16 protein-coding genes, 1 tRNA gene and 1 pseudogene are annotated in these 13982 nt (G+C 63.1%); 6 read left to right on the forward strand and 12 right to left on the reverse strand.

Annotation, left to right across the window (positions count from 1 at the left end; all coding sequences use genetic code 11):
• The 7 genes from YO9_RS0113140 to YO9_RS0113165 all read right to left on the reverse strand — a co-directional run.
• Nucleotides 1-397, reverse strand: a 397-nt coding sequence (locus YO9_RS0113140; protein WP_016997899.1) for a phosphotransferase, incomplete at its 3' end; no start/stop codon positions are given.
• 398 nt (nucleotides 398-795) lie between these two features.
• A tRNA-Leu gene (locus YO9_RS0113145) sits at nucleotides 796-882 on the reverse strand.
• 103 nt (nucleotides 883-985) lie between these two features.
• The gene (locus tag YO9_RS18665) at nucleotides 986-1372 is read right to left on the reverse strand and encodes a metal-dependent hydrolase (RefSeq protein ID WP_223286563.1); all 387 of its coding nucleotides are present in this window, start codon (nucleotides 1370-1372) and stop codon (nucleotides 986-988) included.
• Nucleotides 1372-1788: a metal-dependent hydrolase gene (locus YO9_RS18670; protein ID WP_262925695.1), complete on the reverse strand. Its 417-nt coding sequence runs from the start codon at nucleotides 1786-1788 to the stop codon at nucleotides 1372-1374. Before YO9_RS18670 ends, YO9_RS18665 begins: the two co-directional genes overlap by 1 nt.
• A 135-nt stretch (nucleotides 1789-1923) precedes the next feature.
• A complete protein-coding gene (locus YO9_RS0113155; protein WP_016997900.1) occupies nucleotides 1924-2247 on the reverse strand; it encodes a hypothetical protein in 324 nt (107 codons plus the stop codon).
• A gap of 7 nt (nucleotides 2248-2254) precedes the next feature.
• A complete protein-coding gene (locus YO9_RS0113160) occupies nucleotides 2255-2680 on the reverse strand; it encodes a YdcF family protein (RefSeq protein ID WP_016997901.1) in 426 nt (141 codons plus the stop codon).
• Complete coding sequence (locus YO9_RS0113165; RefSeq protein ID WP_016997902.1) at nucleotides 2680-2883, reverse strand: hypothetical protein; 204 nt, start codon at nucleotides 2881-2883, stop codon at nucleotides 2680-2682. Before YO9_RS0113165 ends, YO9_RS0113160 begins: the two co-directional genes overlap by 1 nt.
• A gap of 106 nt (nucleotides 2884-2989) precedes the next feature.
• On the opposite strand from YO9_RS0113165, the gene YO9_RS21010 reads away from it, so the two are divergent.
• Nucleotides 2990-3226, forward strand: coding sequence for a thioesterase family protein (locus tag YO9_RS21010; protein WP_317259836.1), 237 nt, complete (start codon nucleotides 2990-2992; stop codon nucleotides 3224-3226).
• Nucleotides 3223-3465: an acyl-CoA thioesterase gene (locus YO9_RS21015; protein ID WP_317259837.1), complete on the forward strand. Its 243-nt coding sequence runs from the start codon at nucleotides 3223-3225 to the stop codon at nucleotides 3463-3465. Before YO9_RS21010 ends, YO9_RS21015 begins: the two co-directional genes overlap by 4 nt.
• A gap of 114 nt (nucleotides 3466-3579) precedes the next feature.
• Here YO9_RS21015 and YO9_RS0113175 read toward each other — a convergent pair whose 3' ends face one another.
• From YO9_RS0113175 to YO9_RS0113185, 4 genes are all read right to left on the reverse strand, one after another.
• Nucleotides 3580-3834 carry a DUF2617 family protein gene (locus tag YO9_RS0113175; protein WP_262925696.1) on the reverse strand — a complete coding sequence of 85 codons (255 nt, stop codon included), beginning with the start codon at nucleotides 3832-3834 and terminating at the stop codon, nucleotides 3580-3582.
• Nucleotides 3831-4133: a DUF2617 family protein gene (locus tag YO9_RS18675; protein ID WP_223286561.1), complete on the reverse strand. Its 303-nt coding sequence runs from the start codon at nucleotides 4131-4133 to the stop codon at nucleotides 3831-3833. The genes YO9_RS0113175 and YO9_RS18675 overlap by 4 nt, the downstream gene beginning before the upstream one ends.
• 132 nt (nucleotides 4134-4265) lie before the next feature.
• The gene (locus YO9_RS0113180) at nucleotides 4266-5270 is read right to left on the reverse strand and encodes an aldo/keto reductase (RefSeq protein WP_223286562.1); all 1005 of its coding nucleotides are present in this window, start codon (nucleotides 5268-5270) and stop codon (nucleotides 4266-4268) included.
• A complete protein-coding gene (locus YO9_RS0113185; protein WP_016997905.1) occupies nucleotides 5267-5818 on the reverse strand; it encodes a DUF2225 domain-containing protein in 552 nt (183 codons plus the stop codon). The genes YO9_RS0113180 and YO9_RS0113185 overlap by 4 nt, the downstream gene beginning before the upstream one ends.
• A 210-nt stretch (nucleotides 5819-6028) precedes the next feature.
• Between YO9_RS0113185 and YO9_RS0113190 the strand changes: the two genes are divergently transcribed.
• Nucleotides 6029-6472, forward strand: a complete 444-nt coding sequence (locus YO9_RS0113190; RefSeq protein ID WP_016997906.1) for a YsnF/AvaK domain-containing protein — start codon at nucleotides 6029-6031, stop codon at nucleotides 6470-6472.
• Nucleotides 6473-6601: 129 nt separating this feature from the next.
• Nucleotides 6602-7162: a histidine phosphatase family protein gene (locus YO9_RS0113195; protein ID WP_016997907.1), complete on the forward strand. Its 561-nt coding sequence runs from the start codon at nucleotides 6602-6604 to the stop codon at nucleotides 7160-7162.
• Between the two features lie 112 nt (nucleotides 7163-7274).
• On the opposite strand, the gene YO9_RS0113200 is transcribed toward YO9_RS0113195, so the two are convergent.
• On the reverse strand, nucleotides 7275-7988 hold the full coding sequence (locus YO9_RS0113200) for a C40 family peptidase (protein WP_016997908.1): 714 nt from the start codon (nucleotides 7986-7988) through the stop codon (nucleotides 7275-7277).
• Between the two features lie 536 nt (nucleotides 7989-8524).
• Here YO9_RS0113200 and YO9_RS0113205 point away from each other — a divergent pair.
• A complete protein-coding gene (locus tag YO9_RS0113205) occupies nucleotides 8525-13570 on the forward strand; it encodes an NAD-glutamate dehydrogenase (protein ID WP_016997909.1) in 5046 nt (1681 codons plus the stop codon).
• 138 nt (nucleotides 13571-13708) lie between these two features.
• Nucleotides 13709-13982: pseudogene (locus YO9_RS0113210) on the forward strand (hypothetical protein); the annotation flags it as partial.

The raw sequence follows: 13982 nt of genomic DNA on the forward strand, positions 1-13982 counted from the left end.
TAACGTCATGCCCTCTTACACCTAGGCGGACGGCATAGTCCTGACTCGCGGGGTCCATATGCCAAATCGGTTCTCCAGCGTCGGACAGAGTTAGGCCGGGGGCACCGGGTAGGGCGGGGTAGGCGATCAGCTCGGGAGCGCGAATCTGCCAGTCCGGAACCGCAACTTCCTCCGAGCGGAGCGTGGGAGCCACGAAATCGAGAATGCGGATCTCGGCGGCCATGCCCTCGGAGACGTCCGGGCGGCGCGGAACCCGCAACACCCAGCGACGCTCAGTTTCGTCGGTAGCCATGATGACGCGGTAGTCCAATCCCGCCTCAACCACGGTGGCGCCGTTGGGGGATAGGGGTAGACCATGTGAGGCAGCCAGGCCCAAGACGTCGTCGAGTGTGCTCATGAGTCGATTCTCCCACCCGCACCCTGGTCGACAGTAAAGCCCTTGACCCAGAGCCGCTTGCAGTGTGGTTGACGGTAACGCCAGTATTCGGCTGATTTTGGGCCCGAAGGTCGATCAGAATGCAGGGCCCGGGACCCGGTCGGAATGTCGATGAGTGTGCAGTCGGGCACTTCCGTCGAGCGCACCATCGGTCACGAGGCTCTTGGGGTGGGTGCTCCAACGCGGGTTCCGAAAGCTCTGACATCTGTGGCGCGAGAACGCACACAAGGCCGCGTTAACGCAACGTACCTCGACCTCAGATGTCACGGACTACCAACCCCGCAAGCATGCAGGGTGATGGACAACGAAAAACCGGCTGTCGAGAAGGCATTTCGCCTTGTCAACAGCCGGTTTCACTGTGGTGCGCGAGGGGGGAGTTGAACCCCCACGCCCTCTCGGGCACACGGACCTGAACCGTGCGCGTCTGCCTATTCCGCCACTCGCGCTTGTTTATTCATTCAGCTTCCGCCGGTGAACAACGTTGAGTAGCCTACCCGATGCGTGAGCCGTTTGGCGAATCGCCGTGCACGCGGTCCCAGGGCAACCGAATCACCCCAGAGTCACGCCACCCCATGCAGCTGTCGCGCACGCCAGACCAACCACCGCGTACACGCTGATGGGGGTCAGTACTAAGAGCTCCATGCCTGAGCCAGCTTTGCCCATGATGGGGAACCGCACAAAGGATCTGCCCCGGTAGAACGTGGACGGCACCGGCAAACGAGGGCGCAACGGCCACAACAGATGGATGCCCTGCGTGGTCACCATGTCGCCGATCATGTGCACCGCACACCCCAGGGCCACGGCGATCACGAACCACCATGGATGCTCCGGGGGATTGGTCGCCACCACGATGCCCAGGCCGATGGCCACCAACCAGTTAGCATGCGAGATCCGATCCGGGATGAACGTCAGGACCTTCACCGCGAACGCAATCATCAACACCGACAGCACCGCGGCCAGCGGCCACACCTGACCGGGCAGTGCTCCAATAACGGCGGGGGCAGAAGCATCGCCACTGGACTGCGCCAACCACCGCAACCGTCGCCCACGGGAAGGGCAGCGTTTTGCGACAGCCACGCCAGCAGGGTGAACACGAGCAACCCAATCACGGAGTGAGTTCCTCGCCGATGACCCCCGGACAACCGAGAGACGATCCGCGCCAGCCACCCCGAGAACGGCGGCAGGGAACGGGCCACGGTTCCACTCGGGTGATCGATATCCGGCAACAGCGCGGCACCCGCGCAGATCAGGGCACCGGTCACCACCCCCGCGTCGCCCACGGGAAGCACGCCGAATCCGATCGGTACGGAAAAACCTGAGAAGTGCAGGGTGTAGTCAGCGGTCAGCGCCACCCACGCGGCAGCACCACACGCCGCATGGCTCGGCCCCATCACCGGGGCATCACGGTCAACACGAATTCTCCGATCGCGGGGTCATCAGTCATGAAGCCCCACGTTAGGAACGTGGTCAGACACGCATAAGGGCCCTCAGGATTCGGCGGGCAATAGCTTCCACCCGGCGGAATCCACGTCCACCGCGACCCACGGGTCATCCGGGGACGGCGTTACAGAGGACCCATCAGCAGAGGCTTCAATCAACGCCTCATCCACCAACGATCGGGGAGCCACTACCGCAACGCATTCCCCTCGGTACTCATCCGCTGCTTTCTCCACGGCACCAACCAGATCCACCGGAGTGCGGACATACGGAGACATCACCTGGGCCACGCGAAAACGCGAGGTGGGCAGGGTGTCGGCCGCGGCGGCGTCGGCGACGAAAACTATGGTTGCCGGGCACTGGAGATCAGTCATGAGAACCTCAATCCAACTCTTTCGGGTTGCCTGGCAACTGCTGTTCGCAACCGGGGGTGAGCCAGGCCTTCACGTACCCGCCACTCTGATACACATACTGCCGCAGCGCGCGCAGCGGAGTGAAGTGGTAATCGGTCGCGGCCATGCGCAGCTCGCCTTGGTAGCAACGCTCCAGAATCATGCGCGCCCGCGGCACGTGCTGCTTGAACGTCACGGCGGTCACGGTCTCCCAGCCGCGTTCGGCGGCCAGGTCGCGCAACTGCATGGCCTCACCCTGGGTCGTGGAGGGATTGGGCTGAAAGCAGATGACTTCGTAGTCGGTGCGCGGGGTGCAGAAATCCTTGTCCTCGTAGTACTGCACCAAGGCGGGCGGATCATCGGGCTGGGCATCCGGGGTGGCGATCACCAGCACCGGCGCGATGCCACGCTCCATCAACCCTGTGCCGTGGCCATGCGCTGGGTGTCCGGAGGGCCGAGCACGAGCAGCGCGTCCGACATCGCGGGTTCCTCCGTGCGGGGATGCTCCATGACGGCCCAGCACACCGCGAGCCAACCACCCATGGCCACGACCAACACGGCAGCCAACCGCGCGGGCCAACGACGCCGCTTGGTCCCGGCGGACCCCTGAACCGTCACCCAAATACCCCCATCAGAACGCGGACGCGGATATCATCTCATTCATCCCCGGCAAGTCCGTCAGTTGCCGGCGACCATGACAAATCCGCACGTGAGGAGCGCCGATATGCGATCGAATGAGTACCTGGAACGCTCCGTCACGTGCGATGTTCCCCTGCGCTGGGGCGACATGGATCCGTATGGCCACGTCAACAACGTTGAGGTCATCCGTGTGCTCGAGGAAGCGCGCATCGCCACGTTCGGGGTGCCCGTGGGTACGGGCGAGCAGGTCACTCCGGCCAAGATCCCGCTCTTCTCGGTGCTGCCGGAAGGCACCCAGCGCTCATCGCCGAGCACCGCGTGAAGTACCTGCGCCCGCTCGAGTACCGGAACGTTCCCACCGAGGTTCGCGTCTGGGTCGTCTCGGCCAAGGCAGCCACGTTGGAACTCGGCTTCGAAATTGTCGACGCCGCCGACGGCGCTCCCTGCGTTCGCGCGCTGACCCAGCTCGCGCTGTTCGTCCCGGAAACACAGACCGTTCTGCGCATCACCAAGGAACAGCGGGAATTGCTGGAGCCGTACACGGCGCCGTCGCCGTTCTGAGAACGCCCCACTGAGAGCGCGCAACGGGCGAGCACACGGGATACTTGAGCGCCTCTCGCCGGGCGTGCCTCGCGAAGAGGATCGCCCACAGCGACTCAGGACGTTGGTCGTTAGCTACGCTGCGACGCCCTGCGGCACCGCAGTGAGCTGCAACTGCGCACGGGTGCGAACCACGCAGCCGGACTCCGGCAGGGTCCGCCACGTCCACCACATGAGAGTGTTCTCCACAGGGTCCATGTGGCAGCACGCCGCGGTGATCGCGGTGGGCTCCTCGGGATCCTGAACACACAGTGCGAGGGGTGCATTGTCCAACCGGTCCCGCAACTGCCGCAACGTTTTGACCAAACCGCGCTGCGAGTGCGAGGTCACGGTGCAGCCCACCTCAAAATCAGCCGCGAAGCCCGTGGGGTTGGGAAGGCGCGAAGAATCGGAAGGTCCGGAGCGGCGTCGTCGAAAAGGCCGATCGTCTCCACCCAGTGATCGTCACTGTGGGTGATAACCAATTGGTGCTGGCCGGGGGTGACCCGCAATTCCACGGTGGTGAGTTCGTCGATCGCGAGTGACCTGGTTGCCGTGGCCTCCACCACGGGTAGGTCGGTGCGATAACTGAACTCGTTTGGTTCACACACCACGTGCCCGGGCGTGCGGGTAAGCCAAGGTCGGTTCATGGATACTCTCCCTGTCAACCGTCGCAGCCCGCGACGGCTTCCTTTACAAAAGAAAATAGCCATGTGGGCTGTCTGGAGCAAGCGTATGAAGGTCACCGTTTGGTGACGATCACTTAGTGCCCTAGTCAGGCCTCACTTCGGAGAATACTCTCTTCGCTCCGAACTCTCACGGCTATGACGCTTAAGGCAAAGAATGGCCGCGTGCGGCGTCCAGAGTTCGTACCAGTCCGAGTGGGTCATGTGTTCAGCCGCCTGAGGTGCCTGAGCGCACGCTCGGATCCGCTCCGGGTTCACCGTGCCGACCACCGGGCGGATCGCGTACGGGTGGCGCAGCAACCAGCCCACCACCACGGCCTCGCGAGAGACATTCATGCGTTCTGCCAAGCGTTCGACGACGCCGCTCGTGGCCTCCGCGGTCCCGTCACCTTCGGGCGCTTGGCGGCCGGAGTAGATGCCGTCCGCCATGGCACCCCAGGCCTGAACCTCTATCTCGTCTGCGGCGCAGTGGGTCAGGAGGCCCTCGGGGAAGTTGTACTCGGTGCCCTCGGTCTGGTTGCCCAGGATCTGGGTTTCCACGAAGTCCCGGTGGGCCAAACTCATCTGTACCTGCACCGCCGTCAGGGGAGTGCACAGCAGCTGTTGGAACGCGGCCACGTGGCGCAGGGTCATGTTGGACAACCCCACGGAGCTGATCAGACCCTCTGAGCGCAGTTCATCCAGCGTGCGGGCCGTCTCGCCCATCGTGGTCAGGGGATCGGGGCGGTGCAGGATCAAGCGGTCCACGCTGTCCACGCCCAGGCGTTCCAGGGACCCTTCGAGGCTCGCACGAATGGTGTCCCGATCCAGTCGGTAGTGCACCGGGGCGTCCTCGGGGCCGGTGTTTCCCGGGATACGAATGCCGCACTTGGTCTGTAGCCGAATACCTTCACGGAGCTCCGGATCCTCGGCCAGGATGCGGCCGAAGATCGTCTCCGATTTTCCTGCGGCGTAGATGTCCGCGTGGTCGAAAAGGTCGAACCCGGCTTCGTGAGCGGCGCGCACGGCGGTGTGAGCGGCGTCGAACTGGGCGCTGGTGATCTCGGAACGATCCCACGGCCCGCCCAGGGCCATGCAACCGTAGATCAGCGGAGAACTCATGAATCGGAACCCTTGTGTTTGTGGTGGCGATGGTGGTGGGAGGCCTGTTGGCGCAAGCGCGCGGCCTCACCGTAGGCGGCAGCGGACTCCTCCAGCTTGCCCAGGTATTGGTAGACGATGCCCAATTCTGTGTAGCAATCGGACTGGTCGCGCTGGGAATTCGGCGTTTCCTGGTAGAAATCCAACGCTCTGTTGTACGCGGTGACCGCCTGGGCGCGGCGCTTGGTGGCGTTGTAGACGCGTGCCAGATTGATGTAGCACTCGGCCTGGTCCTTGGGTTCGTGCGGGGCATCCAAGTACTGCCCGAGCGCATCCAGAAGGTGTGACTCTGCGCGGGGATAATCCCGGTCCTCCACGAGCAGGGAACCGACGATCAGATGCGCGCGACCCTTCGGCTTGCTGCTGTCCGGGATCTGCCCGAAGTACTCCAGGCAACGCTGGTATTCGGTGATCGCCTTGTCCCGCACGTTCATGACCACGTACAAACGACCCAGGTTGTAGTGGCACGCGGCAAGCTCGCGCTGGGTCTGCTGGGTTTCTTTGAACAACTCGATCGCCTGCCGATATGCAGTCTCGGCTTGGGAGAGTTCACCCCGGTCCTCGGCGTCCAGGCACGTGTGAAATAACCGTTGCCATCATCCGAATAGCTCATCAGCTCATCCTTTCGGGACCCACCGGGGTAGCTCTAAATGCTACACGGTAGGTCCGAACATAACCCGGCTGATAATCTCTAGAACACACTCTTTCAGGAGGTCAGGATGGCAGTACAGAACAGCGTTCCCGGGCAGGACCCGCGCGATCCGCAACGTGAAGAAATGCTCGATGACCAGGCCGCATCCGTGGTTCGTCATGAAGAGCGTCTGGTGATCAACCGTCAGCAGGAGGAGACCGGCAGGCTCCGACTGCGCAAGTACGTGGTCGAAGAGCCCGTGCGCCAGGAAGTGACCCTGGGATCCGAAGAGCCGGACGTGGTTCGCACCCCCATCACCGAAGAAGAACGCCAGGCATTCCTGGACGGCCGCGAGTTGCCCGTGGGCGACGACGAACTGATCCTGTACCGCACCGAGGCCGTGGTTCAGACCGTGCGCGTTCCCTACCAGCGTGTCCGCTTGGTGGCCGAACGCACCGAACGCACCGAAGTCATCGAGGACACCCTCCGCAAAGAGCGCATTGACATCGAGACGGATGACCGCCGCGCATAATCTGTTGTCTTCTTGAGTGGCCCGGAGCTCCGATCATCGGAGGCTCCGGGTTTCTTTTTGCCCATTGAGTTAATGCGAGTGGTCGAACTGGTGGAAGGGCGCGGGCGTGACTGCGGGTAGCGTTGAACCGTGACTGATTCTTCGCTCTCCCTCATCCGCCACGGCCAGACCGACTGGAACTTTGCCCGTCGGCTGCAGGGCCGCACCGACATCCCCCTCAACGAGACCGGCCGAGAACAGGCCCGTGAAGTGGGACGTGAACTGGCGGCGTCGGGAGAGCACTGGGATGTGCTGGTGTCCTCGCCGCTGTCCCGGGCTCGGGAGACCGCGGAAATCATCGGTGAAGCGGTCGGCCTCGAAGTCTCGCGAGTGTATGACGATCTGATCGAGCGCAGCTTCGGCGATATCGAAGGCTACGACTGCAGCCACATGACCGAGGAAGAGCGCCATGCGTTCATGGAACAGCACGGTGAGCACACTGCCGACCTGGTGGCCCGCGGTGTGGCGTTGCTGCGGCAGATCGTCGACGACTATCCGGGGCAGAACGTGATGATTGTCAGTCACGGCTCCTTTATCCGCCTGACCGCCGGGCACATTCTGAACCGGAAACTGCGCAGCCTGGAGAACGGGGAAGTGGTGACCGTGACGGCGGATGAGGTGACCGAAGCGGCGTCGGTGTTTCGGTCGTGATTCCCGAAACGATAATTAAAGATTTGTGCATGGCAATAGTGGCGTGCCTCGGATAAAGAATTACCGAGGCGCGCCACCATTGTTACGTCTGTACGGGGATTAATTCGTCATTCTATTTGATGACGCGGTGGTACGTGGGGGAGCCCCAGGTATTAGTTAGGACAACTTTCCCTTGGCTGCTTGAAGCGTGGTAGACCTTGCCGTTTCCGGCGTAAATTCCGACGTGACCGGGCCAGTGCATCAGGTCACCGGGCTTGGCGTTTGCCTTGGATACCTTGGGGTATTTCGCGGCTTGATCCCCCGAAACGCGAGGCGTGGTGATTCCGGCGGCTCCATAGGCGCGCATGGTCAAGCCGGAACAATCAAAGGTAGTGGGCCCTGTGGCGCCCCAGACATATCGGGAGCCGAGCTTGGACTTGGCGTACGCGATGACCCTGTCCACCTTGACCTGGCGACCCGGGTCGGACGGTGGCGGGGTTGTGGACCCGAGCAGGGCTTGCCAAGTCTTCACGCCGATCACGCCGTCGACCACCAGACCCTTGGACTTCTGGAAGTTCCGCGTGGCGGTGTTGGTTGCGGCGCCGAACTTGCCGTCGACCACCAGTTTTGCCCCGTGGCGATTCAGGAGGCACTGGGCTTCCTTCACGGAGTTTCCGGTGGAGCCCAGCTTGACGGTGACGTGATCGGACTCGACCACGCAGGTCTTGGCCGTGGGGAACGGATCCACGGCGGCCTGTGCCGGTGCTGCGCCGGCAAAAGCGCCCGTGATCAACAGTCCGACACCCACTGCGGTGGTGCCAATTTTCTGGGATAACTTCAATGCCATGGTGATCTCTTTTCGAGAGTAAAAGGGTATGACTAATAACAACCGTTATTGCGGTTGGGCAGGGGCCAGCCAGGCCGCACTCAGGCCAGGATGGAATTGCAGTACTTCCTTAGGGGGAATCCGGTCATTGAAAACAATGAGTCCAATGATTGAAATGAGAAGTTTGCTGACTGGGTCCTCCATGACCTCATTCACCAGTTATCTCATGACGAGAACTGTGACACGGTGACAAGGGTGTGTAAAGGGTCAAGTGGGAAATTATTTATAAATCTTTTTGCGACAAGAAATGTTACCGAGGAGTTCAATAGGGAGCCTTCCGAAAAATGGGCTGTGGGCGCTGTTACACAGTGGCCGTTCACTCCCCGCTCAACTCGAATGGTGGCCCTTGCTCCTGGGGAGTCCTAGGCTTGGGGGAGACTCGGCAACGTGGCCGACCGCGCGTGCCGCTGCCCAGGAGGGCGCGGCCGCGCGTTTGGGTTTTCGGTGACCGTGCGTTCCTATCTCGAATCGACTGCGAGCAAAGGCGTGATGCAGACGTGACCTCTCCCGAAGCGACCGACACCCAAGTGATCCCGGCGGTGTGGCAACGCCCGCAGTGGAGCGGAAACCAGCAATGGATCACGGAGTACTACCGGACGGTCCCGGATGCTGACGTGGCCACCCATAGCGAGGGGACCCTCACGGACCTCGCGGAGCACCACCGTGAAGTCGGTAAGTACCGAAATAAGGGCGAACTATGCATCGATGTTCGGCCGGAGGGCAACGGCACGGTGCTGTACATGGTCACCGACGACATGCCGTTCCTGGTGTCCACGCTGACCACTGAGATTGCCGCCAAGTGGGGCGGCGCCAGGTTGGTGTTGCACCCTCTGTTGCTCGCCACTCGCGTTGGTGAGGACCACGAGCTCGAGTCTCTGGACCAGGTCCCCAACATCTCCACGGCGTCTTCCGGGGACACGACCGCCATCCCGCTGGTTCCACTGACACCCAATGCAACACCCCGTTCGAGCGGGGCCGGCTCCACGATCACGGCCATCGAGTCCTGGATCCGCATGGAGCTGCACAGTGACCTGGACCAACAGGAACGCAAGGACCTCAAGGAATACCTGCACAAGCTGGTCAACGATGTCCGCCGCGTGGACGAAGACCAGGACCAGATGCACGCCACGGTTGCGGAGCTCGCACAGACCTTGGATGGCCTGCACGACATCCGTTTCGAGGACGGTTCTCAGCTGCCGGACGTGGATTCCGCCAAGGAATTCCTCGACTGGCTGCGGGCCGGCAACTTCGTCTTCATGGGCGTCAAGCGCTACGACCTGGAGACCAACGGCGAGGATGCTGCCTTGCACTCCCGCCCGCAGACTGGGCTGGGACTACTGCGCGAAGCCGGCACCGAGGGCCACGCGCAGAAGCTCACGGGTCTGGGTCGCATCCACGCCGAGGATCACCAGGTCGTGTTCATCACCAAGGCCAACCGTCGCTCGTCCATTCACCGCCGCGAGTACCTCGATTACATCGGTGTGCGCACGTTCGCCAAGGATGGCACCGTTACCGGCGAGTACCTGATCCTGGGTCTCTTCTCCCGTCGCGCCTACTCGGTGCCGGCGCACCAGACCCCGGTGGTCCGGGAAAAGGTTGAGGACGTGATCGAGCGCTTCGGGTTCCTCCCGGACAGCCACTCCGCGCGAGACCTCATGGGCATCATCGAGGACTACCCGCGCGACGAGCTCTTCCACATGACCAGCGACAAGCTCTACGAGACGGCCAAGGGTGTGCTCGGCCTGAACGAGCGCCGCCAGACTCGTGTGTTCCTGCGCCAGGACACGTTCGGCCGCTTCATGTCCGCGGTCGTTTTCCTGCCTCGCGACCGCTACAACACCTCCGTGCGTGAACGGATCGAGGAACAACTGCAGGACGTCTTCCAGGCGGAGGCCATCGACTTCGAGGTGCGCCTGACGTCGTCCTCCCTGGCGCGCCTGTTCTTCCGCATCCGCTTGCCGTACACGGGCGAGGTGCGCGAATTCAACCAGGATGACCTTGAGCATCGCCTCCGCGCCGCCGTCCGCTCGTGGCCGGATACGCTCACCCGCGCCATTCGCTTGGGTTTCGATTCCGACGACGCCGCTCGGCTGACTCCCCTGTGGACCCACGCCTTCCCGGGTGCGTACCGCGAGGACTACGAGATCGACGAGGCCGTCGAGGATCTGCAGCGTTGTGAGGAACTGTGGGGCCGAGACCCAAACCTTCCCGCTGAAGTGCGCGTGGCCGACCATGATGGCCAGGTCCGCCTGAACATCTACCTGACCCAAGCGTTGTCCCTGACCGAGTTGCTGCCTCTGCTGCACAACTTGGGCCTCAAAGTCCTTGACCAGCGCCCGTACACGGTGACCCCGTCGGACGGCCGCGAGTTCCAGCTGTACGACTTTGGCGTGGAGCTGCCCGCGGGCGTGGACGCCCAGGGCCCGGATGACGCCAAGACCGAGGACCTCATCGAGGACACCCTGTGCGCGATCCTCTCCGGGCGTTCCGAGTCGGATTCTCTGGATCGGTTGGTGCTCACCGAACGGATGAGCTGGCGTGCCGTGGCCGTGCTGCGGTCCTACGTGCGCTACCTGCTGCAGCTGGGTTACGCGAACTCCTTCGAGTTCATTGCGGACACCCTGCTCGACTACCCGGAGGCCACGCGGGAGCTCTACGAGATCTTCACCTCGAGCTTCGACCCCGAACGATTCGAGGACACCGAGCAAGGCCGCCAGGCTCGGAACGAAGCCCGCGATTCCGCGAAGGAACGCCTCGACAAGGTCCTGGACGACGTCCCCTCGCTGGACGCTGACCGCCTGTTCCGGGCGCTCGCGAACGTGGTGAGTGCAACCCTGCGCACCAACGTGTACCAGGAGCGCCCCACCATGGCGTTCAAGCTGGACCCGCAGGCGATCAACGCCGCTCCGCACCCGCGTCCCAAGTTCGAGATCTGGGTGTGGTCCCCGCGCGTGGAAGGTACGCACCTGCGCTTCGGGCATGTGGCCCGCGGTGGTTTGCGCTGGTCCGACCGTCGCGAAGACTTCCGCACCGAGGTGCTCGGTCTGGTCAAAGCTCAGATGGTCAAGAACGCCGTGATCGTGCCGGATGGCGCCAAAGGCGGGTTCTTCCCCAAGCAACTGCCGGATCCCCAGCAGGACCGTGAGGGTTGGCTGGAGGAAGGCCGCGAAGCCTACAAGTTGTTCATCGCTTCGCTGCTGGACGTCACCGACAACATCACGCACGACTCCAACGAGGAGCCCAACGCAGAGGTCTCGGACGACGGCGCCAAGGACGCCACCGAGGCACCCGAAACGCCCCAGGGCGACACCGTGCTGCACCCGGACCAAGTGGTTCGACGCGACGAGGACGACACCTACCTGGTGGTCGCGGCTGACAAGGGAACCGCGGCGTTCTCCGATACGGCCAACGCCATCTCGCTGGACCGGAACTTCTGGTTGGGAGACGCTTTCGCTTCCGGTGGCTCGGTCGGTTACGACCACAAGGCCATGGGCATCACCGCTCGCGGTGCGTGGGAGTCGGTCAAGCGCCACTTCTTCGAACTCGGTGTGGACACCCAATCCGAGGACTTCACCGTGGTGGGTATCGGCGATATGTCCGGTGACGTATTCGGCAACGGAATGCTGCTCTCCGAGCACATCAATCTGATTGCCGCGTTCGATCACCGGGACGTCTTCTTGGACCCGAATCCTGACCCGGCGGCGTCGTACAAGGAACGCGAGCGACTGTTCAACGCGGGCCGTACGTCCTGGCAGGACTTCGACGAATCCGTGATCTCGGAGGGCGGTGGCGTGTACTCGCGCCAGGAGAAGTCCATCCCGATCAGCCCGCAGGTCCGCGAAGCACTGGGCCTCGAGAGCGACGTGGAAGCCATGGCTCCGCAGGACCTGGTTCGAGCCATTTTGCTGTCGCCGGCCGACCTGCTCTACAACGGTGGCATCGGCACGTACGTGAAGTCGTCTCAGGAAACCAACCAGGACGTGGGCGACAAGGCCAACGATGCGATCCGCGTCAACGGCGAGGACCTGCGCGTCCAGGTCATCGGCGAAGGTGGCAACCTGGGCGCCACGCAGCTGGGTCGTATCGAGGCCGCGCGCAAGGGGATCTTGGTCAACACGGACGCGATCGACAACTCCGGTGGTGTGGAGTCCTCCGACCGCGAGGTCAACATCAAGATCCTGGTGGACCGCATGGTCGAGGCTGGGAAGTTGAACCGGGACGAGCGTGCCGACTTCATCGAGTCCATGACGGACGAGGTCGCGGATCTGGTGCTGCGCACCAACGTGGCGCAGAACGTTCTGCTAACCACCGAACGCGCTCGCGGGCCGGAATTCGCGGAAACGTTCATTCGCCTGATGCACTGGCTCGAAGAAGAGGTCGACCTGGACCGGGAACTCGAGTTCCTGCCCTCGGACGATGAGTTGCGTGAACGCGCGGAGAACGGTGAGTCATTGACCGGACCGGAGCTCTCCGTGCTCACGGCCTACACCAAGATCCAGTTGACCGGTGCGCTGACGAACAGCGATTTGGCCGATGACCCCTGGTTCGATGCGACGCTGGAGCACTACTTCCCGTCGCAGATTCGGGAAAGGTTCGGTCGGGACATTCAGACCCATCCGCTGCGCAAGCAGATCATCGCAACCATGGTGGCTAACAAGATCATCAACTACGGCGGTATCGCTTTCGCCTACCGTGTAGTGGATGACTCGGGAGCCGACCTGGCGGATCTGGCAGCGGTATTCACCGCGGCCGTGGAGATCTTCGAGCTGGAGCCCTACGTGAAGCGTCACGCGGAGCTCGGCACGGATGTCCCGCTGGAAATGTGGAACAAGCTGACGCTGCGCATGCGTCGCCTGCTGGACCGTGTGGTGCGCTGGTTCCTCAACCGCAGCGACTCCGAGGCCACCATCCAGGAGCTCGTGGACGCCTACAAGCCCACCGTGCAGCTGCGCTTCAGCGAAGAGCAGCTCATGAGCGCGCAGTCCCAGGAACGCGTCAGCGCGGACACCGAGCTGGCCGAACGCCAGAGCGTGCCCAAGGATCTGGCAGTCGAATGGGCCGAGCTCCTCGATGCCTTCGCCCTGCTGGACGTTGCACGCTTGGCTCAGGCCGGTGGCGTGCAGGTTGCCGGCGAGCGTGCGGGTGAGCACGCGACGTCGTCGGCCTCGGTTGACGAGCACGTGACTGTAGAGACCATTGCCAAGGTCTACTTCGCTCTGTTCGATCGGTACGGCCTGGAAAATCTGTTGGACCGCATCACCGCGCTTCCGCAGACCACCCGGTGGGAGAACATGGCGCGCATCTCGATGCGCGAAGACCTGTACTCCACGTTGGTCGCACTGGCTGCTCAGGCCCTGGAATCCCCGGGCAGCAACGCGAAGGAAAAGGTCACTTCGTGGGAGCGGGACAACCAGGACCGCCTGACGCGTCTGCGCGATGTCCTCGACGAGATCGAGGGGATGTCCTCCGGCGGAGATGCCGGTGCGGAACTCGCGGCCCTGTCCGTGGCTCTGCGCACCATGCGTAGCGCCCTGACCGAGTAGTCCGTCACTGCGTAATTCGTAACCGAGAAATCCCGGGCCGACGCGTGTGCGTCGCCCGGGATTTCTTTGACTCTCCGGTAGCGTGAGCTACATCACAACTGACACTGATGACCCCTCGGTCGAGGGATAGGAGACATCATGCAGAAGAAGTTTTACAAGGGCTTGGCCCCTCTGGCGCTCGCGGCGGCACTGGCGCTGACCGCGTGCGGTGGCGGGGGCGACGAGAACACTGAGGATTCCAACACCGACGCCGCCGCGACGGCAGCGGCACGGGCGGCGCAACCGAGGGCGCAGACAATGGCGCCACGGACGGCGCGACCGGTGGTTCGGGCGAAGGCGCCGGTGAAGGCGCGGGCGATTGGTGCCACCGCTGGTGCTGAGGGTGGCGCCGCGGGGCGGTGCGGGTGGCGCA

This window comes from Kocuria atrinae C3-8 (assembly GCF_000286355.1).
GTDB classification, from domain to species: domain Bacteria; phylum Actinomycetota; class Actinomycetes; order Actinomycetales; family Micrococcaceae; genus Kocuria; species Kocuria atrinae_A.

Bases quoted from the DNA above. Each gene is read 5' to 3' on its own strand.
- YO9_RS18665 (WP_223286563.1), bottom strand. From the start codon at position 1,372: ATGATTGCGTTCGCGGTGAAGGTCCTGACGTTCATCCCGGATCGGATC.
- YO9_RS0113155 (WP_016997900.1), bottom strand. From the start codon at position 2,247: ATGACTGATCTCCAGTGCCCGGCAACCATAGTTTTCGTCGCCGACGCC.
- YO9_RS0113160 (WP_016997901.1), bottom strand. From the start codon at position 2,680: ATGGAGCGTGGCATCGCGCCGGTGCTGGTGATCGCCACCCCGGATGCC.
- YO9_RS21010 (WP_317259836.1), top strand. From the start codon at position 2,990: ATGCGATCGAATGAGTACCTGGAACGCTCCGTCACGTGCGATGTTCCC.
- YO9_RS18675 (WP_223286561.1), bottom strand. From the start codon at position 4,133: ATGAACCGACCTTGGCTTACCCGCACGCCCGGGCACGTGGTGTGTGAA.
- YO9_RS0113180 (WP_223286562.1), bottom strand. From the start codon at position 5,270: ATGAGTTCTCCGCTGATCTACGGTTGCATGGCCCTGGGCGGGCCGTGG.
- YO9_RS0113190 (WP_016997906.1), top strand. From the start codon at position 6,029: ATGGCAGTACAGAACAGCGTTCCCGGGCAGGACCCGCGCGATCCGCAA.
- YO9_RS0113200 (WP_016997908.1), bottom strand. From the start codon at position 7,988: ATGGCATTGAAGTTATCCCAGAAAATTGGCACCACCGCAGTGGGTGTC.